General features: G+C 60.6%; 27 protein-coding genes. 18 read left to right on the plus strand and 9 right to left on the minus strand.

The features are described 5' to 3' along the window. The first annotated feature begins 40 nt into the window (after positions 1-40). From hemB to SADO_RS11195, 10 genes are all read left to right on the plus strand, one after another. Positions 41-1,045, plus strand: coding sequence for a porphobilinogen synthase (hemB, locus tag SADO_RS11150; protein WP_353111335.1), 1,005 nt, complete (start codon positions 41-43; stop codon positions 1,043-1,045). Between the two features lie 2 nt (positions 1,046-1,047). Continuing rightward, a complete protein-coding gene (locus SADO_RS11155) occupies positions 1,048-2,337 on the plus strand; it encodes a glycosyltransferase family 4 protein (protein WP_353111337.1) in 1,290 nt (429 codons plus the stop codon). Then, positions 2,261-3,025 carry a class I SAM-dependent methyltransferase gene (locus SADO_RS11160; RefSeq protein WP_353111339.1) on the plus strand — a complete coding sequence of 255 codons (765 nt, stop codon included), beginning with the start codon at positions 2,261-2,263 and terminating at the stop codon, positions 3,023-3,025. Before SADO_RS11155 ends, SADO_RS11160 begins: the two co-directional genes overlap by 77 nt. A 525-nt stretch (positions 3,026-3,550) precedes the next feature. Beyond that, a complete protein-coding gene (locus SADO_RS11165; RefSeq protein ID WP_353111341.1) occupies positions 3,551-4,468 on the plus strand; it encodes a glycosyltransferase family 2 protein in 918 nt (305 codons plus the stop codon). 200 nt (positions 4,469-4,668) lie between these two features. Further along, positions 4,669-5,259: a lipopolysaccharide kinase InaA family protein gene (locus tag SADO_RS11170; protein WP_353111343.1), complete on the plus strand. Its 591-nt coding sequence runs from the start codon at positions 4,669-4,671 to the stop codon at positions 5,257-5,259. 52 nt (positions 5,260-5,311) lie between these two features. Continuing rightward, the gene (locus tag SADO_RS11175; protein WP_353111345.1) at positions 5,312-5,992 is read left to right on the plus strand and encodes a class I SAM-dependent methyltransferase; all 681 of its coding nucleotides are present in this window, start codon (positions 5,312-5,314) and stop codon (positions 5,990-5,992) included. Positions 5,993-6,044: 52 nt separating this feature from the next. Next, positions 6,045-7,001, plus strand: a complete 957-nt coding sequence (locus tag SADO_RS11180) for a glycosyltransferase family 2 protein (protein ID WP_353111347.1) — start codon at positions 6,045-6,047, stop codon at positions 6,999-7,001. 177 nt (positions 7,002-7,178) lie between these two features. Next, positions 7,179-8,258, plus strand: coding sequence for a glycosyltransferase family 2 protein (locus SADO_RS11185; RefSeq protein WP_353111349.1), 1,080 nt, complete (start codon positions 7,179-7,181; stop codon positions 8,256-8,258). A 6-nt stretch (positions 8,259-8,264) separates the two neighbouring features. After that, positions 8,265-9,023, plus strand: a complete 759-nt coding sequence (locus SADO_RS11190) for a class I SAM-dependent methyltransferase (protein WP_353111351.1) — start codon at positions 8,265-8,267, stop codon at positions 9,021-9,023. A 1,039-nt stretch (positions 9,024-10,062) separates the two neighbouring features. Further along, on the plus strand, positions 10,063-10,416 hold the full coding sequence (locus SADO_RS11195; RefSeq protein WP_353111353.1) for a hypothetical protein: 354 nt from the start codon (positions 10,063-10,065) through the stop codon (positions 10,414-10,416). 12 nt (positions 10,417-10,428) lie between these two features. On the opposite strand, the gene SADO_RS11200 is transcribed toward SADO_RS11195, so the two are convergent. From SADO_RS11200 to SADO_RS11210, 3 genes are read right to left on the minus strand one after another with little or no spacing between them, the layout of a single operon-like run. After that, the gene (locus tag SADO_RS11200; RefSeq protein ID WP_353111355.1) at positions 10,429-11,559 is read right to left on the minus strand and encodes a glycosyltransferase family 4 protein; all 1,131 of its coding nucleotides are present in this window, start codon (positions 11,557-11,559) and stop codon (positions 10,429-10,431) included. Continuing rightward, complete coding sequence (locus SADO_RS11205) at positions 11,556-12,797, minus strand: glycosyltransferase (RefSeq protein ID WP_353111357.1); 1,242 nt, start codon at positions 12,795-12,797, stop codon at positions 11,556-11,558. Before SADO_RS11205 ends, SADO_RS11200 begins: the two co-directional genes overlap by 4 nt. After that, positions 12,794-14,137: a glycosyltransferase gene (locus SADO_RS11210; RefSeq protein ID WP_353111359.1), complete on the minus strand. Its 1,344-nt coding sequence runs from the start codon at positions 14,135-14,137 to the stop codon at positions 12,794-12,796. Before SADO_RS11210 ends, SADO_RS11205 begins: the two co-directional genes overlap by 4 nt. Here SADO_RS11210 and SADO_RS11215 point away from each other — a divergent pair. The 6 genes from SADO_RS11215 to SADO_RS11240 all read left to right on the plus strand — a co-directional run bounded on the left by SADO_RS11215 (position 14,122) and on the right by SADO_RS11240 (position 19,054). Continuing rightward, complete coding sequence (locus SADO_RS11215; RefSeq protein WP_353111361.1) at positions 14,122-15,213, plus strand: hypothetical protein; 1,092 nt, start codon at positions 14,122-14,124, stop codon at positions 15,211-15,213. The two genes, SADO_RS11210 and SADO_RS11215, sit on opposite strands and share 16 nt — an antisense overlap. Next, positions 15,210-16,319 (plus strand): lipopolysaccharide heptosyltransferase II, encoded by a 1,110-nt coding sequence (waaF, locus tag SADO_RS11220; RefSeq protein WP_353111363.1) that lies wholly within the window; start codon positions 15,210-15,212, stop codon positions 16,317-16,319. Before SADO_RS11215 ends, waaF begins: the two co-directional genes overlap by 4 nt. Further along, positions 16,316-17,155, plus strand: a complete 840-nt coding sequence (aroE, locus tag SADO_RS11225) for a shikimate dehydrogenase (RefSeq protein ID WP_353111365.1) — start codon at positions 16,316-16,318, stop codon at positions 17,153-17,155. The genes waaF and aroE overlap by 4 nt, the downstream gene beginning before the upstream one ends. A 19-nt stretch (positions 17,156-17,174) precedes the next feature. Further along, positions 17,175-17,672, plus strand: a complete 498-nt coding sequence (mntR, locus tag SADO_RS11230) for a manganese-binding transcriptional regulator MntR (RefSeq protein ID WP_353111367.1) — start codon at positions 17,175-17,177, stop codon at positions 17,670-17,672. A 54-nt stretch (positions 17,673-17,726) separates the two neighbouring features. Next, positions 17,727-18,377, plus strand: coding sequence for a deoxyribonuclease V (nfi, locus tag SADO_RS11235; protein WP_353111369.1), 651 nt, complete (start codon positions 17,727-17,729; stop codon positions 18,375-18,377). A 107-nt stretch (positions 18,378-18,484) separates the two neighbouring features. Continuing rightward, positions 18,485-19,054, plus strand: coding sequence for a hypothetical protein (locus SADO_RS11240; protein ID WP_353111371.1), 570 nt, complete (start codon positions 18,485-18,487; stop codon positions 19,052-19,054). Positions 19,055-19,865: 811 nt separating this feature from the next. On the opposite strand, the gene SADO_RS11245 is transcribed toward SADO_RS11240, so the two are convergent. The 6 genes from SADO_RS11245 to hisI form a co-directional block, all read right to left on the minus strand. Beyond that, on the minus strand, positions 19,866-20,762 hold the full coding sequence (locus tag SADO_RS11245) for an ATP synthase subunit B family protein (protein WP_353111373.1): 897 nt from the start codon (positions 20,760-20,762) through the stop codon (positions 19,866-19,868). Positions 20,763-20,842: 80 nt separating this feature from the next. Further along, the gene (gene tatC, locus SADO_RS11250; RefSeq protein ID WP_353111375.1) at positions 20,843-21,619 is read right to left on the minus strand and encodes a twin-arginine translocase subunit TatC; all 777 of its coding nucleotides are present in this window, start codon (positions 21,617-21,619) and stop codon (positions 20,843-20,845) included. Further along, positions 21,616-22,017, minus strand: coding sequence for a Sec-independent protein translocase protein TatB (gene tatB / locus SADO_RS11255; RefSeq protein ID WP_353111377.1), 402 nt, complete (start codon positions 22,015-22,017; stop codon positions 21,616-21,618). The genes tatC and tatB overlap by 4 nt, the downstream gene beginning before the upstream one ends. 16 nt (positions 22,018-22,033) lie before the next feature. Next, positions 22,034-22,339, minus strand: coding sequence for a twin-arginine translocase TatA/TatE family subunit (tatA, locus tag SADO_RS11260; protein ID WP_434547902.1), 306 nt, complete (start codon positions 22,337-22,339; stop codon positions 22,034-22,036). A 26-nt stretch (positions 22,340-22,365) separates the two neighbouring features. Next, on the minus strand, positions 22,366-22,707 hold the full coding sequence (locus SADO_RS11265) for a phosphoribosyl-ATP diphosphatase (protein WP_353111379.1): 342 nt from the start codon (positions 22,705-22,707) through the stop codon (positions 22,366-22,368). Continuing rightward, the gene (gene hisI / locus SADO_RS11270; RefSeq protein WP_353111381.1) at positions 22,700-23,131 is read right to left on the minus strand and encodes a phosphoribosyl-AMP cyclohydrolase; all 432 of its coding nucleotides are present in this window, start codon (positions 23,129-23,131) and stop codon (positions 22,700-22,702) included. The genes SADO_RS11265 and hisI overlap by 8 nt, the downstream gene beginning before the upstream one ends. Before the next feature lie 110 nt (positions 23,132-23,241). On the opposite strand from hisI, the gene trkA reads away from it, so the two are divergent. After that, positions 23,242-24,621, plus strand: coding sequence for a Trk system potassium transporter TrkA (gene trkA / locus SADO_RS11275; RefSeq protein ID WP_353111383.1), 1,380 nt, complete (start codon positions 23,242-23,244; stop codon positions 24,619-24,621). Between the two features lie 15 nt (positions 24,622-24,636). Continuing rightward, entirely contained in the window at positions 24,637-26,106 is a 1,470-nt protein-coding gene (locus tag SADO_RS11280) for a TrkH family potassium uptake protein (protein WP_353111385.1), read from the plus strand. Positions 26,107-26,125 lie beyond the last annotated feature (19 nt).

The following is a 26,125-nucleotide window of genomic DNA, read 5'->3' on the forward strand; positions in this document are numbered from 1 at the left end:
CACGCATGTAATCCGCATTGATTCCGCAGGGCTTATCGTCATGCCGCATAGTTTTCCCGGACACTACCCCGCCACGCGCCTGCGCCGAGGCCGAGCTCATGACTTTGCACGCCGGCTCTCGCGCGAAACGAAGCTGTCGGTGGACGACCTGATCTACCCGATCTTCGTCACCGAGGGAGAGCCGGTGAACGTGACCGCCATGCCCGGCGTACAGCGTCATACGCTCGACGGATTGATGCGCGAGATCACCGATGTCGTCGCACTCGGCATCCCCGCCGTCGTGCTGTTCCCAGTCATCGATCCAGACAAGAAAACACCGGACGCCGAAGAAGCTGCGAACCCCGACGGCCTGATCCCGAAGGCCGTACGAGCCATCAAGCGCGAGTTTCCCGAACTCGGCGTGATGACCGACGTCGCTTTGGACCCCTACACCAGCCATGGGCAGGACGGCGTGATCGATGGCGACGGCTACGTCCTGAACGACCCGACGGTGGATATCCTGGTGCGCCAGACACTGGCCCATGCCGATGCCGGTGTGGATATCGTCTCGCCTTCGGACATGATGGATGGCCGCATCAAGGCCATGCGTGCTGCGCTCGAGCAGAACGGGCATGTAAACACCATCATCATGTCTTACGCCGCCAAGTTCGCTTCGAGCTTCTACAATCCCTTTCGCGAAGCGCTCGGATCTGCCGGCAATCTAGGCAAGGCCGACAAGCGCACCTACCAGGTCGACCCGGCCAACACCGACGAAGCCCTCCGCGAGGTCGCGCTCGACCTGAAAGAAGGCGCCGACATGGTGATGGTCAAGCCCGGCATGCCCTATCTCGACATCATTCATCGAGTGAAGGAGACCTTCGGCGTGCCGACCTTCGCCTATCACGTGTCCGGCGAGTACGCGATGCTCAAGGCCGCGATCCAGAACGGCTGGCTCGACGAACGCGCGGCGGTGCTCGAATCCCTGGGCAGCTTCAAGCGCGCTGGCTGCGACGGTGTGCTCACTTATTTTGCGAAGGATGCGGCGCGCTACCTCGCATCTAATTGATCATGCCCGAGTCAGAGAATGCCCCGCCGGCTAATCTAAGCGGGCATGGAAATTCGAAAAAGCGCTTGGGAGTAGCAGCGCGCGCTCCGCGCGTTCTTGTAGTCGTACGCGGCTTCCCCGAGCTATCGGAAACTTTCGTTTTTGATCATGTCGCAGGCCTCGCACGCCGAGGGTTCGACACCTATGTAGCAGCCTCGAAACCAGACCCAGCATATTTTCAGATGCGTGTTGGGCAAAATACCGACAATATAAAAATGGTTGCCGGTTATCGCGGCATAACGAAGTTACGCCGATACGCTAAGTTTCTATTTCGACACCCGTCCCTCTTGTTCGACCGGTTCGCGCGAGACAGGGCTGCGTTTGCCGACAGTCTTCGAACGGTGATTCAAGAAGTACTCCCAGACGTCATTCATGCCCACTTCGGAACCAACGGCGTTTCCGCAGCACTTGCTGTACCGCGCGATCCGATACCGATCCTAGTCAATTTCCACGGTTTTGACTTTACAACCCTACCCAAAAAATTCGGGTGGAACGCATATCGAAAAATACTAAACTCTCGGCCCAACACTCATGCGATCGCACATTCTGACTTCGCCGAGCGGCGTCTCAGCGCACAGTTGACTGTTCCCATTCATCGAATACGTCTAGGCGTGGATGCCGCGCTTTTCAATCCACCTGCGAAAAAGGCGTATTGGAACGAAACGATAGAGCTACTCCTCGTCGGCAGACTTGAGTGGATCAAGGGACAACACACCGCGATCGAAGCACTCGCCGTGGCCCGAGCTGACGATCCCCACCGAGAGTATTACCTCACTCTCGTCGGAGACGGGCCGATCAGAACTCGGCTGCATTCGCTCGTTAAGCGTTTGGGGTTGGACGATGTTGTGACATTTACTGGGGCAATGCACTCGGCGCAGGTGGCTGAACAGATGCGCGCTAGCGACATACTCTTAGTACCTTCGCAGCCAAGCCCACAAGGCGCCCGGGAAGCCTTCGGACGGGTCGCCATCGAAGGCATGGCCGCTGGCCTGCCGGTTATCGGAACGCCCGTTGGTGGTCTGCCTTCAGCAATTGGCAAAGCTGGCATCCTTACCCAAGGTACTGATCCTGTATCGGTCGCAAAGGCTATCAGGGCAGGTCTCGCGCGTTCACCCGATCATTGGCGCGAGGTAGCGCAGTCACGCGCCAGACAGTTCTCGATAGAGAAGATGTGGAATGAATACAGCGCTCTTACTCATTCGGCAGCTGCGCTTCAGACTAAAGCTGAAATTAGATCCGCAGATTGCCACTGAACCTGCTAGAACGGCGCGGCGGCTGGCCGATATACGCCTGAACTGGGCCTACCTATGGGCCGCGCCTTATGTCGTAGGGAAACAGATACTGGATCTCGGGCCGGAAACCTGGGCGGGCGACACTATTGCAGAGTGCGCGAGCCGAGTTGATCGGCTTACGACGCCAAACGCCTTGAGTCCTAAACTCAGCAATGAGCTACCAAAGGCGCAGTATTCGACTGGCGTCGCGTACCGTATACCCTTCCCGTCTCAGTACTTTGACGTCGTCATCGCGTTCCGATCTACCGACGTTCTTCAAAACGATTCTGAGTGTCTCAAGGAACTTCGACGGGTCTTGCGGCCTGGCGGCTATGTTCTGCTTTCGACACCGAACCCCAACCGGCGATCCGTTACATTTTCGAGTTGTCACCAGAACACGATGGTGAATACCGAATTCGAAACGCAATCGCTACCGTCCTCGGCCCGCGATATATTCAATCAAGTTGAACTATGCGGCCTATTTGAGGACGAAATGGTGCGTACTCCTCACACCCAACGCTCGTTCGCTGACACGGTGCAGCCCTGTAAGGACTTCATGCTTAGCGATGAGGCCGAGGCGAGACTGAATTTCTTCATCGGTTATGAAGACCTTGCCGACTGCGTTGAACTGTTTGCGATATGGGAGAGGGCCGAATCATGCGAGCCCTGAACTTGCGAAGCCTTAGACAGCTTGACCAAGCATGCTATATCGACTTGGAGAGCGGAAAAGCGATGCTCGGAACCGGAGCGAAGCTCAGTGTTATTAAAATTCAGGTCTTGCATTCATAAATTGCGTTCACCGAACCGAAACGCCGGAATGTTCCCGAGGCTCTTGGGACAACCGACGCTCACGCCGAGCTGGTCAACGATTTCGAGACTTCTTACCTGCGTAAACGGCCAACTGCCACCAAGCCGGCAGCCAAGTCGCCTCCGCACGCCAGTAGTACGCTCGAACCCTTGTAGCCGTATCGAAGTCCGATTTCGATCGGGCGTCAACCCGGGCCACGTGTGGAACTCGCCAGACAATCACTCTATCTGCCGACGCCTGCGCCCACCGCGATAACCAGTCAAACTATTAAAAGGCCTTGAAAGCGAATAAGCCCGGAACCACGCCAACTAAGCCGCTGGTTACGCGCTAAAGCGTTGCTTGTATTTGCCAGCGCATCGACTGGAAACCCGAAACAGAAGCCGACCCATGGATATATCCGTAGTGCTTGCAACTCGAAATCGTGCTTTGCAGCTGTCCGAAACGCTTGAGTACTATCGGAAACTCAACACAGAGAACATCCACTGGGAGCTTTTGGTTACCGACAACGGAAGTACCGACGACACTCTCAACGTCCTTAAAAGTGCCGCATCTGATCTTCCGCTTTCGGTATTCGAATGCCCTGAGCCCGGCAAGGCGGCTGCAGTCAATCTCGCGTTGGAACACGCAAGCGGTGCGCTGATCGTATTTACTGACGACGACATCCTTCCCGACGAGAACTGGTTGCTTGAGTACGCTACCGGGCTGAGACGTTGGCCGAACGAGGCAATTTTCGGTGGCCAAATAGAGCCGCGCTTCGAGCCCGGAACCTCGGCATGGATAGCATCGCCCGATTTCCCGTTGGCCCGTGTCGCCTATTCACACTACAAACCGGCGGACAGCGAACAAAAGGTCTCTACCGCGCCCTTCGGAGGCAATTTCGCTGTCAAACGTACCGTATTGATGGACGCCAGGTTCGACGCCGAAATCGGGCCGAGGCCGGGTTCATACCGTATGGGTGTAGAGACCGAGCTACTGACGCGACTCGCTAAGAACGGATGGGATTTTGTCTATCTCGACCGAGCCTTCGTGCAGCACGTTATAAGACCCGAGCAGACCACGGAACACTGGTTGCTGAAACGCGCATACAATGCTGGGCTCAGCCGCGGGCGAAATCAGCGTTCGAGCGGCAAGGGCCCGCCGATAAGCGCGGCAAGTCTAGCCTACGAGAGCATCCGTCTAGGCCTTAAGTACCAGGTGCAACGCATGTTTGCGGATGAGCAGTCGCGCCTACGCACTGGCGTTCGTTGGCAGCAGGCACGCGGCGAACTACAGGCAAGAAAAGACATGAGCCATCCAGGCGAGTAAGCCATCGTGCAGGTGACCGGACTCGCCTGCGCTAAACTGGATGTTTTTAGGCTTCCACGATATTCATGTCACTTGATGCGTCCAGCGCGCCCAGCAGGCTCCCAGTATCCGACGCACGCTGGCGGCTTTCCCTAGATCGCGATTTTCGCGTGCCAGGGCAGGCTTCCAGCTGGCAGCTACTGCACCGCGGGCCGCATTCCATGATCTACCAGTTGCCCGATGACGCGGGCGCGGCAAAATTCATCATGCCGCGTAGCCTGCCACGCGACGCGGTCCGCAAGTACTTCAATTGCCAGGCAAAACGCGAGTTACAAGGCAGCCGGGAATTAGCCGCAATCGGCTTACAAGTACCCCGTACGTTTGGCTGGGGCATGACGCCTTCCCCCGCTGCCCGGTACGAGTCGGTTCTATTCATGCAGATGCTGCCGTCATTTGTTTCCGGCCTGGATTTCATCCGCACAGAAACCAATATAGAGCGACGACAGCGGTTTCTTCAGCGTCTAGCTCGACAGCTGGCGCGGCTCCACGGCAATGGCTACGTGCATCGGGATTGCCACTTCGCCAACATCTGCCTCGTCGACGACGACACGCTAATATGGATCGACAACGATATTCGCAAACCGGTTCGACGTGCTGAACGAGCAAAAGGGCTGTCGAAAGCACTTGCCCTTCTTAAAAGCACAGCGCGAAGCGATCTCAGTGATCACGAATGGAAGTCCTTCACTCAATGGGTTCGCAACGCATTGGCGGACTGGCCCGTAGGAGAACACCTCATCAATGAAGTTTTCTAAAGCCGCGAAACAGCTCGAGGGCACGCCGCATATCAGCCGGCATTCAGCCCGCGTGCTCTATGATTTTCTTCTTACAGAGCAACCTGTCAATTGCCTTGAACTCGGTTTCGCTCATGGCGCAAGCAGCGGATATATCGCGGCCGCGCTCGACGAACTCGGGCGGGGCCACTTGACCAGCGTGGATCTTGATTCCAGTCGTGACTTCGACATCACGATAGAGAAGACGCTTGCAGGACTCGGACTCGAGGAAATCGTATCGATTCATCGAGAAACTAATTCCTATAACTGGTTTTTGAAAAAGGCAATCGAAGCCCAGACCAAGGATGAACGCTGCGAGCCCTGTTACGACTTCATCTTTGTCGATGGCAGCAAGAACTGGACCATTGACGGCCTGGCATTCTTCCTGGCCGACAAGCTGCTTCGTGAGGGCGGCTGGATTCTGTTCGACGATTACGGATGGCGTTATGCGGATGCATTAGCCAAGGGCAAGGCCGCAGGCGACGGCGTAAGTATTCGCGACTTGTCCGACGACCAGATCGACGAGCCGAATGTGGCTGCAATATTCAATCTACTCGTTGCACAACACCCGGAATACGGGAACTTCAAGGTGCAGGACCAGTCTTGGGCATGGGCCCAGAAAGTCCGAGGCCAACGCGAGATCAAGCACGAGCGCAAGTCCACGCTCAAGAGCCGCCTGCGCCGCCTCAAGCCTACTCCGCGACGGGCGCCATAGGCGTGAGAAACCCCCTCCAGCGACCTGCCCGGAATTGACCACGAACTCTCATATGCGCGATGCAGCCACGGTAGACGTAAGCGTCGTAATCACTACCCGCAACAGGGCAGATCTGCTGAAAGCGAGTCTGGATACGCTGGGCTCGGTGGACACCCCCTCTTTCGCCTGGGAGCTGCTGGTAGTCGATAACGGGAGCAACGACCACACCCGCAACGTCCTCGAGCAGGCCAGGACAATGCTGCCTCTGGAGATATTGACGGTCGTCCGTGCCGGCAAAACACGCGCCCAGAACGTTGCCGTAGCGCATGCCCGCGGCAAGCTGGTGGCATTCAGCGATGACGATGTGGTGTTCGACCCCGCGTGGTTGAACGAGCTCGCCAGCGCCGCAGCGCGCTGGCCAGACGCGAGTATATTCGGCGGTCAGATCGATATTGCATTGCCAAGCCAGGTGCCGGAATGGTTACAGGGTTCAGAAATGCGACCACTACTGGAACGGCTGTGCGCTCGGTATGCGCCCCGTGTCGATGAAGGAGAAACCGATCAAGCGCCTCTGGGGCCAAATATGGCGATTCGCGCTTGTGCGTTAACCGACGTTCGGTTTGACGAGAACGTCGGCCCCGACGGCACACATGATTATATAAAAGGCGGTGACACGGACTTATGTCACGTGCTTGCCGAGCGGGGGCATCGCTTCGTTTATGTACCTAAAGCACGCATTATTCACCACGTACGTGAAGGGCAACTGGAGCTGTCGTCGATAATCGAGGGTATGTTCCGACGCGGACGCAAGAACGCCTATCTCAATCCGAAGCCAGCTAAAGTCCTCATAGGGCACGCGCCCGTTTCGCTTTGGTTCGCCCTAGCCCGTCAGTGGTTGCGATATCTGGCTTGCCGGTCACTATCCACGCACACGCGCTACAAAGTCGGCAGCAAGCTTTTTTTTCGACGCGGCTATCTTTACCAATACCGGCTCCAGCAAAAGGCACTCAAATCCGGGCAGCGCAGCTAGATTCCAGCGGGCCCGTAACACGCCAAGCGATTACACAGTCCTGTGATCCCGCTCATCGGACCAAGCCTATGTGCCGCTGGACGTAGTCAATTCACTCGTGTATTTCTGGAAAGAGCTATATTTTCAGCACGAACGCCATACAGAAAACTAGGGATTCGGGTTCACTAAAGCCGTTTTATGTCGCCATTAACGAATAACGAAAAAAATTATCATACCGAGGCAACGCAAGCGGGCTATTCGGACGCTCTCGACGTTAGCGTGGTGTTCGCAACGCGCGATCGGGAATCGCAGCTTCAGCAGACTCTGCACGCCTATCGCGGCCTCAACACCGAGGGCCTCTCTTGGGAATTGATTGTTGTCGACAACAACAGCAGCGACGGCACGTCTCGCACGCTGGCCTCGGCCCAGAAGGATTTGCCGCTTACACCGTTGTTCGTCGAGCAGGCGGGGCAGAACTGCGCCCGGAACGAAGCGCTTACTCATGTAAGAGGCAGACTGGTCGTATTTACCGATGACGACGCGTTGCCGCATCAAGACTGTCTCAAGTCTTATCTCGCGGCCGCCGATCGCTGGCCAAACGAAGCTATCTTCGGCGCGCGTATCGAACCCCGGTTCCCGCCGGGCACACCGGCGTGGATACGCTCCCCCGACTTCCACTTCGCCTCGACCGCTTTCGCGCGCTATCAACCAGCTGAACACGAGTGCCTCGTTTCGCGCCACCCTTACGGCCCGAGCTTTGCGGTACGCCGCGAGGCTCTCTGCGAGCACCTCTTCCCGACGCATCTGGGCCCTCGCCAGGGTTCCTACGCCATGGGTGGTGAAGGCCACTTTCTGCGTCGACTCGCTGACGAAGGTTGGGGCTACGTCTACGTTCCCAGCGCCTATGTCGAGCACGTCATTCGCCCTGAACAGGTAGAACCCCGCTGGCTTGTAAAACGAGCTCATAACAAGGGACGGGGGCAAGCCCACCTACCATCCAGGAAGCGTCCTCGGCGCGTGTTCTGGCGTGGCGTATCTCTCCGTCTCTGGCTGGCCACAGCGCGGGCCGGCTTTCGATACTACGCACTTGCCCCCTTGGTTAAACCTCATGTACGCGCCAATTTTGGCATTCAGTACGAGTTGCGGCGCGGCGAGCTCCAGGAACGATTGAGCCAACGCTCCAGAGCGAAAGCGACCAACCGAGGGAGCGCCCCTGCTGACGGCGCAGGGCCATCGAGCGATGTAAAGTACCGTTCTTCCGAAACATCACGATCCTAAAAAGACATGACCGAGCCCCAGCCGTACGTACAGTCGTTTTACGACGACCGCCATAGACAGACGCTCTACTCTGCGGAACGGGTGCTTGAATGCTTGGACCCCATCCTCCCTGACATCAAATCAGCAGTCGATATCGGGTGTGGCGTCGGCACGTGGCTATCGGTACTTGAAGCGCGCGGTGTGACAAAGGTGCAGGGCTATGAAGGGCCTTGGGTGGATGAATCACTGCTGCAGATTCCGGTCGAGTGCTTCGAGAAACGGGACCTAACTCAGCTTATTCCGGCCCCGACCGAGCGATTTGATCTCGCCCTGTCCCTGGAAGTCGCAGAGCATCTACCGCCCGAAAGCGCCTCCACGTTCGTTGAATCGCTTACAAACCAAGCCGATTTCATCGTGTTCTCGGCGGCCATTCCCCATCAGGGCGGCCGTCACCATGTAAATGAACAATGGCTGGAGTACTGGCTTCAGCTATTCGAGGCGCATGATTACATCGGCCTGGACGTGGTGCGTCGCACGCTCTGGGATGACGAGCGCATCCAACGCTGGTACCGCCAGAACGTAATTCTGGTAGCCAAGAGAAGCCGTGTAGATTCGCTTACATTGCCCAATTCGCCTGACGCTCTAAGGCCGCTTTCGTTGGTCCATCCACGCAGCCTCGAAGATCGAATTGCTGCTTACGAGCGGGCCAGAACAAAGGCCCAGTCGCTGTCCGGTTCCTGGAAGCTGTTCCGGCGCGCTGTGCGCCGCAGTTTGAAGGGAGCCTAGACGCAGCAACCACTATCGAACAGCATGAATACCTCTTTGGGGCGCCCGCTTTCCTTCAACGATCAAGCCGGCCTTGGCCCTTCTACTCGGGCCACTTACCAGGCGGCCAGCAAGCTGACACTGGGCACCAAGCTTTGCCCGCACTCAGTTCGTCAGATGGATGCACGATTGGAGCCATCAGGACCTCACGGCTCGAACGGCTTGCTCGCAAGCAACCTTGAATACCCAACACATGATCGCGCTGACCGCGCGACCATCAAGGGTCAGAGATTGGAATCAGTATTTGTAACGCAGTACGCGACTCACTGCGATTACTAAAAAACTCTTCAGTTAAACGACACTTTATAGTGCCATTGAACTGACCTATCACGCTGCATAACCCCCTTCGCCAACTGAAAGCACGGCTTCTGCAGAACCACTGGCCCCTGCGCGTTACTCGAGTGCTGCCCCACACCAATCAGAGCGCTCTAGGCATCGAGATAGTTGCGTGAATCGGTTCGCTCACCAGCCGCCTAACCGCGCAACCGCGCGTATTCGTAACCGAAAAACGCTATGGTCGTACCACGGCTAGTTTGACCGACGGCTAAAGTAATACCGAGCCAGCAGGGCCACGCGAGATATGTTTAGAAGCGCCGCCCCGTAAATAATCAGCTAATTTAAAGAACGGCACACTATTCGGCCAGCGAGGCGCGTACTTATCATACTTTCTAGCATCATCGCCGCTAACGACCGGTGGCTGTTCCATACGGACGACGGTTGGGACGTGCAACGGATCCGAAATGCGGCAAATGCGCCGGCGGCGAACCAAGGCCCATTCGCGGCTATTACGACGCACGCCGATCCGGGTTCTCCGGATGCAGCCAAGCTCATTCGTCCACGCAGTCTGCCGCGAGACGCTGTACGGAAATATTTCCGGTGTCAGGCGAGGAGAGAATTTGATGCCGCCCGGGTCCTTCTAAAATGGAATGTACCGAGCATTCCGGTCCATGGCTGGGGACTCTCACTTGCCCCTTGGGCACGATATGAATCCGTATTGCTTATGGATTATTTACCGGATTGCCTCAATGCACGACGGTATCTTGAATCGAAACACGACTTGGGGCTGAAGTGGCATTTTCTGGAAGGTATCGCGCGCGATGTCACGAACATCTATGCACGTGGGTATCACCACAACGACTGCCATTTGGGTAACGTGCTCGTCGATACCGATGGCAATCGCATGTGGGTCGACAACGAACTACGTCGCATCAAAGGCGAAGCGGAACATTCGAGCCATTTCGAGCAGACACTTGATCTGCTGGACCGTTCGATGAAACAGGCACTGCCCGACGGCATGAAGAAAGAATTCAGAGCGCGCTGTCGGGAACGACTCTCACAAAAAATGGTGGACTAAACATCGCTATGGTTATAGCGAACCCGACTCGTAGACGGCCAAGGTCTGGGTGAAGTTAGCATCCGCTGTGTTGACCTTAGCTTCTCTCAGGAGCTGTTCCACGGACTTTTTCCGAGTATCGGCGTCACGAATCAGTTCGGCCAGCTGCGCACGGATATTGGCCGCATCGGGCCCGCCCGGCAGCGCGTCGTAGAGCGCGCGGGGCAATAGCTCGGTCGCGCCGACTCGTCGGCTTGTCACTAGCGGCACCCCACAGGCCATGGCTTCCTGAACGCTCTGCCCAAATTCCTCGATGCGAGCCGGATGCACGCAGATATCGAGCGCATGAAAATAGCGCTGCGGCTCACGGGTATGGGCGACGAAGCTAAATCGATCGGCGATGCCCAGTGCCCGGGCGCGCTCGACGAACGCCGACGCCCCGCCCTGCTTGCCCAGCACGAGAACCCGGCTTGCCCGCTGCAGCGAGGACTCGAGGCCCGCATAAGCCTCAAGCAGGATATCGAGGCCGCGCTTGCGATAGTCGCCCGAGGTGACCAGCCCGATCAGCACCTCATCATTACAGCCCAGTTCGGCACGAACGGTGTCTCGATAACGCGCCTGGTCAGCGTGATTGAACTGCTCCGGCCGGTAGCCCGGGTAGATGATCGGCAGGCGGTCGCGCGCGACGCCGTAGCGTTCCACCAGGTCATCCTGCATAAGCTTTGAGTTACAGATACAAAGCTTGAACCCGTCGACCTCAAAAATCCGGTCGTGGATCTCGGCAAGCGTGCCCCGAGCATCGAGCGCCCGACCCTCGACGACTTCGTGGGCCAAATGAAGGCAGTTGTGCATGGACAGCACATGCTGACGATAGTGATGCCCATGCCCGGCAACGAAATCATAACGTTCGCGGTCGATCACCTTCTGCGAACGGGCCGCGAACCAGCGCCATTTGTAACGACTGAGTAACGGCACGCGTCGAACACGCACGGCCCGGCCCATTTCTGGCGTAACCCCGCCCTTGTGCACCTTCTCGCCAATCAGGTCGACATCGTGGCCGAGCGCCCGAAAATAGCGTGCATGGTCGGCGATCGTGTTGTTGGTGCCGCCGATATCGCCAATACCGCGAAAAACGATGGCGATCCGCTTGCCTGCTGGCGTCATGGACGCGCTCCCGGGTCGAGGCGGCCAAGATGAACGAAGGCATCGATGGATGCGAGCGCTTCGTGTACGTGATCGTCGAACACGAATCGCCGGGCGACGGCCGCGATCGCCTGCGTACTCATCGCCCGGTAGCGATCTGCGTCATCGAGACAGGCCGCGATGGCACGTGCGAGCTCATTCGGATCGACAACCTTGGGTGTATCGATGGTATCGGAAACCGGATCGTAGACATAAGGTGGTAGATCTTCTTCACCACCACCGAGCTCGCGATAATCGGAAAGCGACCGAGTGGGTTTGACGCACAGACCGGTTACACCGTCGTCGATGACTTCCACAAGGCCATCGACCGCGGCCACCACGGCGGGTATTCCGTAGGCGCCCGCCTCCACCGCGATCTGGCCGAACGGCTCGCGCAAGGCCGGATGCACGAGCAGATCGATGCGCTGGTAGAACGCTGGCATCTCAGCGACCAAGCCTTCGAAAATGACATGGGCCCCCACGCCCAGACGCTGGACTTCACTTTGAAGACGCTGCGTTTCCGGGCCGTCGCCCGCGATGCGCAGACTCGCGTCCCAGCCCTGCTCGCGCAGCAGCGCCAGGGCATGAATCGCCAACGCGACGCCTTTTATCGGTTGCAGGCGAGCAACGACGCCCAGCACGACTTGTCCGCTGTTCGGCAGTCGGCGCGGCTCGATCGCCTGCGCTGGTAGCAAGGAGGGCCGCAAAGCGTTGTGAACCACGCGGATCTGGCCTCGATACTCCCAGCGCAATTCAAGCATCCGCCTCGCGGCGTAGCTGTTGCAGATGATTGCCGGCACCTCGGCCAAAAACCGCCGCTTGTCTTCGCTGTCGCCCGCGAACCAGCTCGCGCCACGTTCCCAGTAGATCGTGCGTTCCGCGCCCGCCGCGGCCAGCGTGTCGAGGCTGTCGCGCAGACGATTCCAGATCACCACGGCATCGGGTTGCTGCGTCGCCACCAGCCGGCGCTGTCGCCCGGCCCGCAACGAAGCCGGCCATTTCGGCAGTTTGAAGCGGCCGGCATATTTTTCGAACGTCACCGCCGCCTGCGAGGCTTCGAGTCGGGCCCGAATCAGCGGATGTACACGCCGGCCGCAGGCGACCACGTTATGGTTAGATACGCCCTGCTCACGCGCCACACGTACGAACTCCACGAACTGCTGCTCGACGCCGCCGGCGCCGTCCAGGCTCACGTAGTGCAGCAGACGATCGAGCTTCACGGTGCAGGCTCGAGGGTGCCGGTTGCGTGGTATTCGCGCACCGCAGCCATCACTTCATCGACATGCTGATCAAAATCAAAGCGGGTGGCGACATCATCGATTGCAGCGTGGCTCATTCTGGAAAAGCCCTCGGCGTCCTTGATCACTGCCATTACCCCCTTCGCCAGCGCCGCGGGCTCGCAGACACGCGGCGGTTGCACCGTGTCGAGATCCGGAACATAGACCACCGGCGGCAGACCATCCGTCACACCACCCAATTCGCGATAGCGCGCCAGGTCCGCAGTTGGCGGCACACAAGCGCCGGTCACGCCGTCCGTCACGACTTCGGGCAGTCCATCGACCGCCGTGCAAACGACCGGGCAACCCATGGCGCCAGCTTCTGCGGCCACAACACCGAATGGCTCGCGCAACGCCGGATGCAGCAGCAGGTCGATTTCGGAGAAGAACATCGGCATATCCTTGACGACGCCGAGAAAGCGCACCTTGCTTGCGATCCCGAGCGACTGCGCAAGTGACTCGAGCGCTGTCCGCAATGGGCCATCACCTGCAATCGAAAGTGTCGCGTCGACACCATGCCGATGCAGTTCCGCCAGCGTATGCAGCGCCAGACAGGTGCCCTTGACCGGCACGAGTCGGCTCGCCACGCCGATATGCAGCGGACGGTTGCGCGGCAGGTGCTTGAAATCAGTCACGACATGGCGGCTGCGCATGCCATTGAGACAAACCCGCACGATGCCTTCATAACCCCAGCGCAACTGCAGCATTCGGCGCGCAGCCTGCGAATTACAGATCAGCGCTGGCAGGCGGGATAACACGTCGGCCTTGGCGTCGTCGTCGCCGGCCAGCCAGGCCGACCCGTGTTCCCAGTAGAGACAACGCCGCGCGCCCAAGGCATCCAGCACACGCGGCTGCTGGTCGAGCCGGTTCCACAACAGCGCAACATCGGGCTCCATGTGCCGCCCCAGCCATCGATAGCGCGACCGGCGCAGTGCGCCCGGATGCTGGCCGAGCTTGAAGCCCAACAGCTTCTTCTCGTAGCGCCAGTCCTCAAAATTAGGCAGCAAATCACGGTGATGCGCATGAACTTTAGTGCTACAGGCCACGACCGACTGCTGTACCCCGTGACGACGTGCCGCACGCGCAGCGAATGACGCAAACTGCTGTTCTACGCCACCAAATCCGCTCAAGCTCACATAGTGGGTTAGCCGGAGTTCTTGGCGGACCTTCTTGCGCCCCATAAAATAATCTCTGATAGATTCTCGCGATGCCGCAGGCAGGGGCGCGCCTGAAGCGCACTTGTAAACGTACAAGCTGTTTCCCAACCATGCCCCGCGCGCCATTCATCATAGGGCGCAAGCGCGCCGCCACGCTCGACGAAGGACCGCGCAACGAGATGACAAAAACAGGGTGGATTATAGCAATCGTGGGGCTGGCGACCGCGACATTCGCGCTCGCCACAGGCTGTAGCCTGGGCCTCGAGTCAGGCTTCTGCTCCGACGGAATCGCCACGATTGCCCCACTTATCGTCGACGGCAGCGGCGAATTCAAGCTCACCGAAGTAGTATCGCTCATCGCATGCCTGCTCGGTTTGCTGGTTGCCTACAACGCCTATATCGACGGCCGCCCACATACAGTCCGACTGGCAGCACTGTTCGCCATATTCTTTACCATCGCACTGATCGGCGAGAACAACCTGATGCGGGACGATATCCGTCCGCAATTCCTCCTCGTGCTATTGATTTGGCTATCGGTCGAACTCGTGATCGCGCGAGCGTTCGGCGCGATACTGCTGCTCGTGATCGGCACCATCGTGCCCGCACTAGGCCAGCTGGGCGATCACACCACGCTGATCGAATTCGAGAATCTGTTCGACACCCCGGTTTCCGATACGAAACTCGCCTCGTGGGCGAATACGTTCGGCGCGCTCGAGGAACCGCTCGAACTGGCCGGCTGGCTATTGTTTGTCTCCAGCGCTGTGCTGGCGCTCGATGTGCGGCCGATTGCCCGAGATCGTTACCGCCTGGCGCTGCTGGCAGTCGTCGCCATGGTCGCAATCGCGGTCGGCAATTCCATGCTGCATTTAAGCGATAATGACACCTACGAAGGCTATCGCAAGATAGGCCTTTTCACTTCGGTGGCTGGCGTCGCCTGCATCGGCGCAGCGCTTTTGTTGCGCCACGGCAAGCAGGGGGCTCTGCCACGCGCTTATTGCGCGTTGTGCATCATCGTCACGTATTGGGTCGCGGTGTATGCGCCCTCGATTTACACACATGAACACAGCCAGACCATGAGCTCGTGGCTGTGGATCTTTCCGGTGTTTTACGGGTATTACCTGCTCGTCACTTTCCGACGCGCATACGTGCGCGCCGCAGCTCAGACTCCGCAATCGACACCGGCGGAATATTCACCGACATGAACCGAGACGCGAGCCCGCAAGGCCAACGTATCCTCGTCATCGGCCCCAGCTGGATCGGCGACATGGTCATGGCGCAAAGCCTGTTCATGCTGCTGCGTGCACGCCTGCCCGACGCCCGGATCGATGTGCTCGCGCCCAAGTCTACCGGCCAGCTGACCGCGCGCATGCCCGAGGTGGACACGTCGATCGACATGCCGATCGGCCATCGCGAGTTCGCGCTCAGAACACGGCGCGAGACCGCCAACATGCTGCGTAGGAACAGTTACGACCAGGCCATCGTCCTGCAACGCAGCGCCAAGGCCGCGCTCGTACCGTGGCTGGCGGGTATTCCGCAGCGCACCGGCTATCGCGGCGAGATGCGCTACGGCCTGATCAACGACGTACGCACGCTCGACGAGGCCCGCTATCCGCGCAAGGTCGAACACTACGCCCTGCTCGGTCTGGCTAAGGACGGCGATGCACTCGGCGAGCTGGTACTGCCGAAGCTCGCGATCGATGCTGATCGCCGCGAGCAACTGATCGCCAGTCACGGCCTCGATACCGCGCGCCCCGCCATCGGCTTTGCGCCGGGCGCGGCCTACGGCGGCGCCAAGCAATGGCCGGCGACCCATTTCGCGCGTCTCGCCGGCGAGCTGGATCGGCGCGGCATCGCGACCTGGATATTCGGCAGCGGCGCGGATCGCGAGCTCGCCGCGCGTCTGACCGCCGCGGCGCCGCGTCATGGCGTGAACCTGTGCGAGCGCACCTCTCTGATCGATATCGCCGATATCGCCTCGCTCACCCACGCGTTCGTTGGCAACGATACCGGCGTCATGCATCTGGCGGCGGCCGCCGCGCCGCGAGTGCTCGCCATCTACGGCTCGACGGACCCGGACTATGCCCCGCCACTGGCGCCGGCCGAGGGCCGCTTCTGGCTCGACGTGGCCTGTTCGCCCTGTCGCGAACGCCAGTGCCCGCTCGGCCACAACGCATGCATGCGCGATATTCCAGTAGCCGACGTCCTGCGCGCCTGTCTTGATCCTGAGGCGCGCGATCTTCGCTCGCTGCATTCCGCGAGTGGCACGGCCCAACCCATTCCAGCTGCTGAACCAAAGAGCCCGTCATGAGCGAACATCTAGACCGCTATGCCGTGATCGGCCATCCCGTCGAACACAGCCGCTCGCCGCAAATCCACGCCGCGTTTGCGCGCCAGACTGGCGAAGCCTTGGTGTACGACCGGCTGCCCGCAGCGCCGGACGCCTTCGTGAGCGCCGTCGACCAATTCTTTGCGGATGGCGGGGCCGGCCTCAACGTGACGCTGCCCTTCAAGGGCGAGGCAGCCGAACGCGCCGAGCAACTGACCGATCGCGCCGAGCGTGCCGGTGCCGTCAACACACTCGCGCGCCGCGACGATGGCCAACTGATCGGCGACAACACGGATGGCATCGGCCTGCTGCGCGATCTGACCGCGAACCTGGCACCCGTGCAGAACGCCCGAATTTTGATCCTCGGTGCAGGTGGCGCTGTACGCGGCGTGGTTCCCGTACTGCTGGGCGAACGCCCCACCAAACTTTGCGTGGCCAATCGCACTGCGGCCAAGGCCGAGGCGCTCGCCAATGATTTCACCGATCTCGGGAATGTCAGCGGCTGCGGGCTCGCGGAACTGACCGGCGACTGGGACATCGTGATCAATGCGATATCGGCCGGCCTCACCGGCGAGATGCCGGAACTGCCCGATACCGTGCTCGACGGCACAACGGCGGCCTATGACATGGTCTATGCGGACGAACCGACGCCGTTCTTGCGTTGGGCTGCCGCGCGCGGGGTGCAGAACCGCCGCGACGGCTTCGGCATGCTCGTCGAACAGGCGGCCGAGTCGTTTCATCTCTGGCGCGGCGTACGCCCGAAAACCGCCGACGTGATTGCCGAACTGCGGCCCGGCGGCAACCAGTACGCACCATAACCGTTATAATCGGGCCGTCATGAGTGCACACGAACCGGTTCAGAATCTCGATCACGTTCTACGCGGCGATACCTCGGGCGAGCTCCTCGACCCAAAAGTCCACGCGCGTCAGTACAGTCATGTGCGCAAGGCGCATGAAACCGAGCTGGTGGAAGACTACGTCGAGCTCATCGCCGACCTGATCGATGCCAAGGGCGAAGCCCGCGCGGTCGAGCTGGCCCAGCGCATGGGCGTGACCCAGGCCACGGTCGGCAAGATGATCCGGCGCATGACCGATTCCGGCCTGGTGACCAGCGAACCCTATCGCTCGATTTTCCTGACCGACTACGGCAAGCAGGTCGCTGCCGAGTCGCGTGACCGGCATATCGTGGTACTGCGCTTTCTGCGCGCGCTCGGCGTTTCCGAAGCCACGGCGCGCAAGGATGCCGAAGGCGTGGAGCACCACGTGAGCGCGGAGACGATCGATATCATGCGCGACTTCGTCGAACGCAACGGCGACACCACCGCCCCCGACTGATTCGTGCAGCCCGCGGCGCATATCACCACGAGCGAACTCAAAGGCCGCCCTGTCGTGGCCCATGACTGGCCGCACGACGCGCCTTCCTGCCGCCGGATTCAGCAGGCGCTGGCTGAACGCGTCGATACGCAGGACGATCTTCCGCCAGTGCAGACTATTGGCGGAATCGACATCGGCTTCGAGGATGGCGGCCGAACCACCCGCGCAGCAGCCGTCGTGCTCGACGCCGAAACCCTGGAGGTACGCGAGAAAGCATTGGCACGCGTGCCCACCCGAATGCCCTATATCCCGGGCCTGCTCTCGTTCCGCGAGATCCCCGGCGCGCTGGCTGCGCTGGAGCAGCTTTCCGCCCTGCCCGACCTGGCACTGGTGGACGGCCACGGCATCGCCCATCCGCGTCGGCTGGGTGTCGCCACCCATCTTGGCCTCGTGACCGGATTGCCGACGATTGGCGTTGCCAAGAAGCGGCTGACCGGCCAACACGATGATGTACCGAATGAGCGCGGCGCCTGGGTGCCACTGCTCGATAAAGACGAAACGATCGGCGCCGTTCTGCGGTCGCGGGTCTCCGTTAAGCCGATCTTCATCTCCGCGGGGCATCGTGTGAGCTTGGAAAGCGCCTTGGCGTGGACGCTCAAGGCACTGACACGCTATCGACTACCGGAGACCACGCGCGTCGCAGACAGGCTCGCATCCAACCGTTGAACGTGATTTTCGCGGTTTTTTGCAATTTTTGAGCGCATTCTGCGGCACTGATAGGCTTACGCACGGTCTCAGACAGTCCCAACGACATTCGCACAACGGATTAACCTATGATCAAACGCGCAACAACCATCATGGCCCTGACGCTCGCAGCGCTGACGTTCGGCGGTATGCCGGGCATCGCCACGGCGCAGGACGGTGCTTCTGCCGATCAGCAGCAGGCCCAGCAGCTCATGCAGGAGTACCGCCAGAAGGCGTCGAAGCTCCAGCAGATCCACAAGGAAACGATCCAGTCCAACCCGGAACTGGCGCAGCAGCAGCAGGACTTCGAAGAGAAGGTCCGCGCCGCTGTTGAAGATCAGGGCTATGACGTCGAGAAGGGCCAGCAGCGCGTTCAGGAAATGGCGCAGCAGCTGCAGTCCGGCGACCTTAGCGATTCCGAGCGCAAGGCCGTGATGAAGGATTTCCAGGCCGAGCGCCAGCAGATGGTTCAGGCGCGTGACTCCGCCCTGCAGGATCCGGAAATCAAGTCCGCCGGTGAAGAACTCCAGAAGGACACGATGGCCGCCATGAAGAAGCAGGACGGTCAGACCGACCAGCTGCTCAAGGACATGGACTCGCTGCGCGGCAAGCTGCGCGCCAACATGCCCGCCGGCGCCATGCAGGGCAACAACGGCTAGACCGTTACCCTGAAAGCGCCCGAACAGCCCGGCCGTCGCGCCGGGCTTTTTTATGGGCGCTCCAGACGGATTGGCGCGCGACCAGCAACCGGTTACTCACTACGCGAAAAAAACCGACGTCGCCAGCCTTGATGACATCGAACAAGCATGCCCCGCCCGCTTACCGCTCGACCCAGGCCATGAGGTCTCGCGTAGGAACAGCAGCCCGCCTTCAGCGCCCCGGCATTCGTCGTGAGTGTCATTCCCCACACTTACTCGCAGAAGCCTACAGAGAACCGCAGCCCTCGCTCGCGCGGCCCAGCGGATTCGCGTGCCCGGCGTTCGTTCCTGGCCAAGAACGTGCTACCAACCGCCAAACCGTGCGCATACAGGTGACGAGTCGACTGCGGTGCATGGCATCGCGTGTCGATGTGCCCCGAGTACGCTCTGAACGGGCGCCCTAGCCCTTAAGAGCTATCACGCCTGCCTGCAGAGCGCTTCCGTAAATTGCTCTGCGCCAGCGCCCGCAACGCCCTGCCAATATCTCATGCGCCAGGCGAGGCCTGATGATCCATTCTGGATGACGCACGAACATGCCATGTTCTGTAGTGCGGGCACGTACACGCAAAGAGACAACGAACGACTGGATCACCGCGTTAAATCGAGGCCCCAAAACTACGACGTGAAGGATCGGCCACAATCGCGTTCAGGCTCCAGCGGCGCGCCCCATCAGGCACGCATAAAAAAAGCCCCCGCGCCACGTACGGCGCAGGGGCTGCTCTTGGTCCAGACGCCGCGTCTTGCGGCGCTCAGCCATCAAGTAGTTGGACCGTTAGTTGGCATTGATCCGCGCATCAGCGTCTGCACCAGCTTCCACGCCGGTGCCGTAGCCACCCGACTGCGGCTGCGAGCGGGTCGAGTCGACCGCGCCGTTCACACGCGAGCGTGTTTCGCCATACGCTTCGCCGCTCTGGTTCTGCATCTGGCCGCGGGCACGCTCCTGCATGGTCGATGCCTTGTCGCGCGCCTGATCGCGCTGCATTTCGGCTTCGCTACGGGCCTGACCGACACCGCCACGAGCGCGATCCTGCATCTGCTGCGCTTTGCTCTGGGCACGTTCGCGCTGGACCGCGGCTTCGCTACGCGTGTTGGCGCCGACGTCCGCGCCGGTATTGGCGCTGGCGTTCGCATTCGTGCGGCTGTTGGCACTGGCACCATTGACAGCGCCGGTGACGCCACCGACAGCACCCGAAACGGCGTCACCAGTCTGCGACTTCACGCGGTTGGCTGTATTACCGGCGCTTTCCTTCAGCTTGCGCGAGCCATCGCGCATGATGGTGTAGGTCTCGCCGCCCGATACCGCCGGACCCACGCTGCCCGAGCCGGAACTCTGGGCCTGTAGACCGGCTTCGAACTGCTCGCGAGTGATGCCGTGGGGCGTGCCTTCCTTGGCACGATCCTCGATCGTTTCACTGGTGTCGAGCGAGTCGTACAGGGCGGACACGCTCTCGTTCGCCGAAGCCTCGGCGCGGCTGAGCACGCCGTCGCCGTTGCGATCGAGCGCGTTGAACTGGGTGTTTGCCGAGGCGCTGGTGTTCACGCGGGCCTGGTTGCCGACTGCGTTGACGCCGGCATCAACGCCGACACCCGTGGCGGTACTGCCCTGCGCGGCCATGCCGGCCCCTGTGACCATGGCAAGACCGAGTGCGATTGCGGTTTTCTTCATCATGACGTGTATCCGATACAACGTGAAAACGTGGGCCCACCCTAGCCCGTCGCACTGAATCGGTACTTAACGTCGGTCGGGTTTCAGTCGTCGCGCGCCCGCTCGTCCTGCTGGGCCTCGACTTCGCGCATGCCCGGCACGAAGATCCGCGCCATCCAGATCCCGATCTCGTAGAGCAGGTAAACAGGCACCGCCAGCAGCGTCTGCGAGATCACGTCGGGCGGGGTGAGCACCATGCCCACGGCGAACGCGCCGACCACCACATAGGCACGGTAGCTGGCCAGCTGACGCGGGGTCACGAACCCGGCCCAGACGATCAGAAAGATTGCCACCGGCAGCTCGAAAGCGATGCCGAAGGCCATGAACATGCCCAACACGAAATCCAGATAGGCCGAGATATCGGTCATCACCGCCACGCCGGTGGGCGCGACCGAAATGAAGAAGCCGAAGACCACCGGAAAGACGGCGTAGTAGGCGAACGCCATGCCCAGATAGAACAGGCCGGTGCTGGAGATCAGCAGCGGCGTGACCAGGCGGCGCTCCTGGGCATACAGACCGGGCGCCACGAACATCCAGATCTGGTACAGCGTCCACGGCAGCGACAACGCGATGGCGAGCAGCATGGACAGCTTGAACGGTGCCAGAAACGGTGCAGCGACACCCGTGGCGATCAGACTGTTGCCTTCCGGCATATGGGCCAGCAGTGGCCCGGACAAGAAGGTAAACAGATCGCGGGCGAAATACGCCAGCGGCAGAAAAATGATCAGGATGCCTATGACGATACGCAGCAAGCGCGTACGCAACTCCAGCAAATGCGCAATCAGCGGCTGTTCCTGGGCGTCATACTCTTGCTGGCTCATGCGCTGGGATCGTTGCGGTCGTTATCGCGGGACTCGGGCCGTGCAGCATCCGCAACCGGATTCGCGGGTTGCTCCGCCGATGCGCCGGTCGATTTGTCGCGGGTCTGCTCGGTCTTCATGCCCGACTGCGGCTTTTCGGGCGCCAGCGGATCACGGATCGACGAGACCGTATTCTTGGTATCGGACTCGATCTGCTCACGGGTGCGTCGAACCTGCGAGCGGATATCGTCGACGTTGACCTCGCGCTCCAGCTCGCTGGTCAGCCCCCGTACATAGCCCTTGGCGCGCCCGACCCAAGTGCCCAGCGTACGCGCGACCACAGGCAGGCGCTCGGGACCGAGCACGATGAGACCGATCACCGCGATGACGGTCAGTTCCCAGAAACCGATATCGAACATTCCGGATCAGTTCCGATCAGTCGCGTTCTTCTTCGGCTTCATTCTTCTTGGCATTGCGCTGCTGCGCCTCCTCGACCGGGCCGGTATTCGGCTTGGTCTTGCCAAGCTCGTCGATGACCTGCGGGTCTTCCGGGCGCTTGCGCGCGTCCTTGGTGGTTTCGTCGGTTTCGTTTTCCGCGTCGCTGTCCTTCATCGCGCCGCGGAAATCCTTGAGCGCCGAGCCCAGATCACCGCCGAGATTGCGCAGCCGCTTGGTGCCGAAGATCAGCACCACGATGACCAGAAGGATGAGGAGCTGCCAAATGCTGATACCGCCAATCATGATTACCTCGTCTGTTCGTAACCGGCTTAGTTAGCCGATGAGTCGCTTTGGCCGCGCCCGGCCTTTTCCTCGATACCGGAGACGCCGAAACGACGCGCCAGCTCCGCCTGCACGGCGGATGCATCCAGACCCCGGGACTGCAGCAGCACCATGGTGTGAAACCACAGGTCGGCCACTTCGTGGATCAGATGCTCGTCGTCATCCGCGCCCGCGGCCTCGACCACTTCGGCGGCCTCCTCTGTGATCTTTGCCGAGATCGCGTCCACACCACCCGCATAAAGCGACGCGGTATAGCTTTTCGCCGGATCGCCGTCGCGCCGTTTGGCGAGCGCGGCGTCGAGACGACCAAGGATATCGGAATTACTCATGCAGACCGTACATGTCTTTGGGGTCCACGATCACCGGGTCGCGCGTGACCCAGCGACCATTGTCGTAGACCTGGAAGAAACAGGATTCGCGGCCGGTATGACAGGCCACACCTCCGACCTGTTCGACTCTCAGCAACAACGCGTCGTTATCGCAATCGAGACAGACCTCGGCGACGCGCTGGAGATTGCCCGACGACTCGCCCTTGCGCCAGAGCTTGCCACGCGAACGTGACCAGTAGGTTGCAAGACCACTCTCGATGGTCGCAGCGAGCGATTCGCGGTTCATCCAGGCCAGCGTGAGTACACGCTGGGTATCGACCGACTGGGTGATGGCCGGCACGAGCCCCTGCTCGTTCCAGGCCACGCGTTCGAGCCAGTCGGGTTGGGGCTGGCTATTGGTGTTTTCGGTGTTGTCCTTGCTCACGGTAAGGATCGCTTGGGCAGAATGCCGTCATCCTACGCGCTTGAGGCACGCAAACACAGGCCGTAAGTCACTGTTGCAAGTCGGGGGTGCGCGCTCTACTGTTGCGGCGCATGAAGATCATCATTCTGGGGGCCGGCGAAGTCGGCGCCACGCTGGCGGAGAATCTGGCCCACGAGGCCAACGATGTCACGGTCGTGGACACCGATGAAGCCCTGCTGCGCCCGCTGCAGGACCGGCTCGATATTCGGGCGGTGCACGGCTATGCCGCGCATCCGGACATCCTGCGCAGCGCAGGCGCCAACGATGCCGACATGATCATCGCGGTTACCGCGACGGATGAAGTCAACATGGTGGCCTGCCAGATCGCCTACACGCTGTTTCATACGCCGACCAAGATCGCGCGTATTCGGGCGTCGGAATACCTGCTCGAGAACCGACTGTTCCATCAGGATGCAATCCCGATCGACATGAGCATCAGCCCGGAGCAGCTGGTGACCGACTACATCAAGCGCCTGGTGCAGTATCCGGGCGCGCTGCAGGTGGTCGATTTCGCGGAAGGACGCGTTCAGGTCGTGGGCGTCAAGGCTTATTACGGCGGGCCCCTGGTAGGCAAGGAATTGCGCGCGCTGCGCGAGCATTTGCCGCAAGCCGACACCCGCGTAGTGGCAATCTATCGGCGCGGCAAACCGATGATCCCGGAAGGCGACACCGTCATCGAAGCCGACGATGAAGTGTTCTTCGTCGCCGCCCGGCGCAATATCAAGAAGGTGATCAGCGAACTGCGCAAGATCGACCGGCCGGTCAAGCGGATCATGATCGCCGGCGGCGGCAACATCGGCCTGCGGCTGGCACTGGCGCTGGAAAATCACTGCCAGGTCAAGATCATCGAGAACAATCCGGCACGCGCCGGCTGGCTGTCGGAGAAGCTCAACCGCTCGATCGTGCTCAAGGGCGATGCCGCCAACGAGTCGCTGCTGGTCGAAGAGAATATCGAGTCGGTCGACGTGTTCTGCGCGATCACCAACGATGACGAGGCCAATATCCTCTCGGCGATGCTGGCCAAGCGGCTGGGCGCGCGCAAGGCGATGTCGCTGATCAATCGGCTGGCCTATGTCGACCTGATCGAATCCTCCGGCACCCAGATCGATATCGCGATCTCGCCCAAACAGTCGACCATCTCGGCGCTGCTGGCCCATGTGCGCCGGGGTGATGTGGTGCGTGTGCATACCCTGCGCCGCGGCGCGGCCGAGGCGATCGAAGCCATCGCTCACGGCGAGCGCGAAAATTCGCGCGTGGTGGGCCGGCGTATCGACGAGATCAAGCTGCCGCGGGGAACCACCATCGGCGCCATCGCGCGCGGCGAGGAAGTGCTGATCGCCCATCACGACACGGTGATCGAGTCGGGCGATCACGTCATGCTGTTCATCATCGAAAAGAAGCAGACCGCCGAGGTGGAAAAGCTGTTCCAGGTCGGCGTCTCCTACGTCTAGGGCAAGAACCACAGCATGGATCTGTCCCTGAACTATTATTTCGCGGTCGTGCAGCGGGTGCTCGGCCTGCTGCTGATGATCTTCTCGACCAGCATGCTGGTGCCGATGGTCATGGGCCTGGCGTACGGCGACGGCGAGGCGGATGCCTTCGCCATCGGTTTCGTGATCACTCTTTTCACCGGTTTGGTCACATGGTTGCCGGTGCGTCACGTGCGCCGCGAGCTCAAGATCCGTGACGGCTTCCTCGTCGTCGTGCTGTTCTGGCTGGTACTGAGCCTGTTCGGCGCGGTGCCGCTGTACCTCGCCGAACGTCCGGATATCAGCGTCACCGACGCAGTGTTCGAAGCGGTCTCCGGCCTGACCACCACGGGTGCCACCGTGCTCGTCGGCCTCGACACCCTGCCCCATGCGGTCCTGTTCTGGCGCCAGCTGCTGCACTGGATGGGCGGCATGGGCATCATCGTGCTGGCCGTGGCGGTGCTGCCCATGCTCGGCGTCGGTGGCATGCAGCTTTATCGTGCGGAGACGCCAGGGCCGATCAAGGATTCCAAACTCACGCCGCGTATCCGCGAGACGGCCAAGGCGCTCTGGTATCTGTACCTGTCGCTGACGGCGCTGTGTGCGCTGGTGTTCTGGCTTGCCGGCATGAGCGTGTTCGATTCGGTCAGCCACGGCTTTTCGGCGATCGCGACCGGCGGCTTCTCCAACCACGATCTGTCGCTCGGCCACCACGACGACGCCATCATCGAGATCGCGGCCATCGTCGCCATGGTTGTGGGGTCGATCAGTTTCGGTATGCATTTCGCGGTCTGGCGCAGCGCCAACCCGCTGACCTACTGGCGCGATTCGGAGACGCGCACTTTCCTGCTCATGGTAGTTGGGGCGACCACGCTCGGCAGTATCGTGCTGCTGGTTGCCGGCACCTATGTGTCGCTGCCCAACGCGGTGATCAAGTCGATGTTTCAGGTCGTGTCGATCGGTACCACCACCGGCTTCACCACCACCGACTACTCGCTGTGGCCGAGTTTTCTGCCCATGTTCCTGCTGCTCGGCAGCTTCGTGGGCGGCTGCGCGGGGTCTACAACCGGCGGCATGAAAGTCGTGCGCTTCATCCTCCTCGCCAAGCAGGGCACGCGCGAGATCAGCCGCCTGGTGCACCCGAATGCCGAGATCCCGATCAAGATGGGCGGCAAAGTCATCCCGGACCGCGTCATCCAGGCAGTCTGGGGCTTCTTCGCGGTCTATATCACCGTGTTCGTGGTGATGTTCCTGGTGCTGCTGGCGACCGGTCTCGACGAGCTCACGGCGTTCTCTGCGGTCGCCGCATCGATCAATAATCTGGGTCCGGGCCTTGGGGAGGTCTCCTCGAACATGGCGAGCCTGCCGGGCATCGCCAAATGGGTGCTGTGCATGGCAATGCTGCTGGGTCGGCTTGAGATCTTCACCCTGCTGGTGATCCTCACTCCGGCCTTCTGGCGCCGCTAGCGTCTTCAAATACGGGCTA

It is taken from the genome of Salinisphaera dokdonensis CL-ES53 (assembly GCF_040361215.1).
Classification (GTDB): Bacteria; Pseudomonadota; Gammaproteobacteria; order Nevskiales; family Salinisphaeraceae; genus Salinisphaera; species Salinisphaera dokdonensis.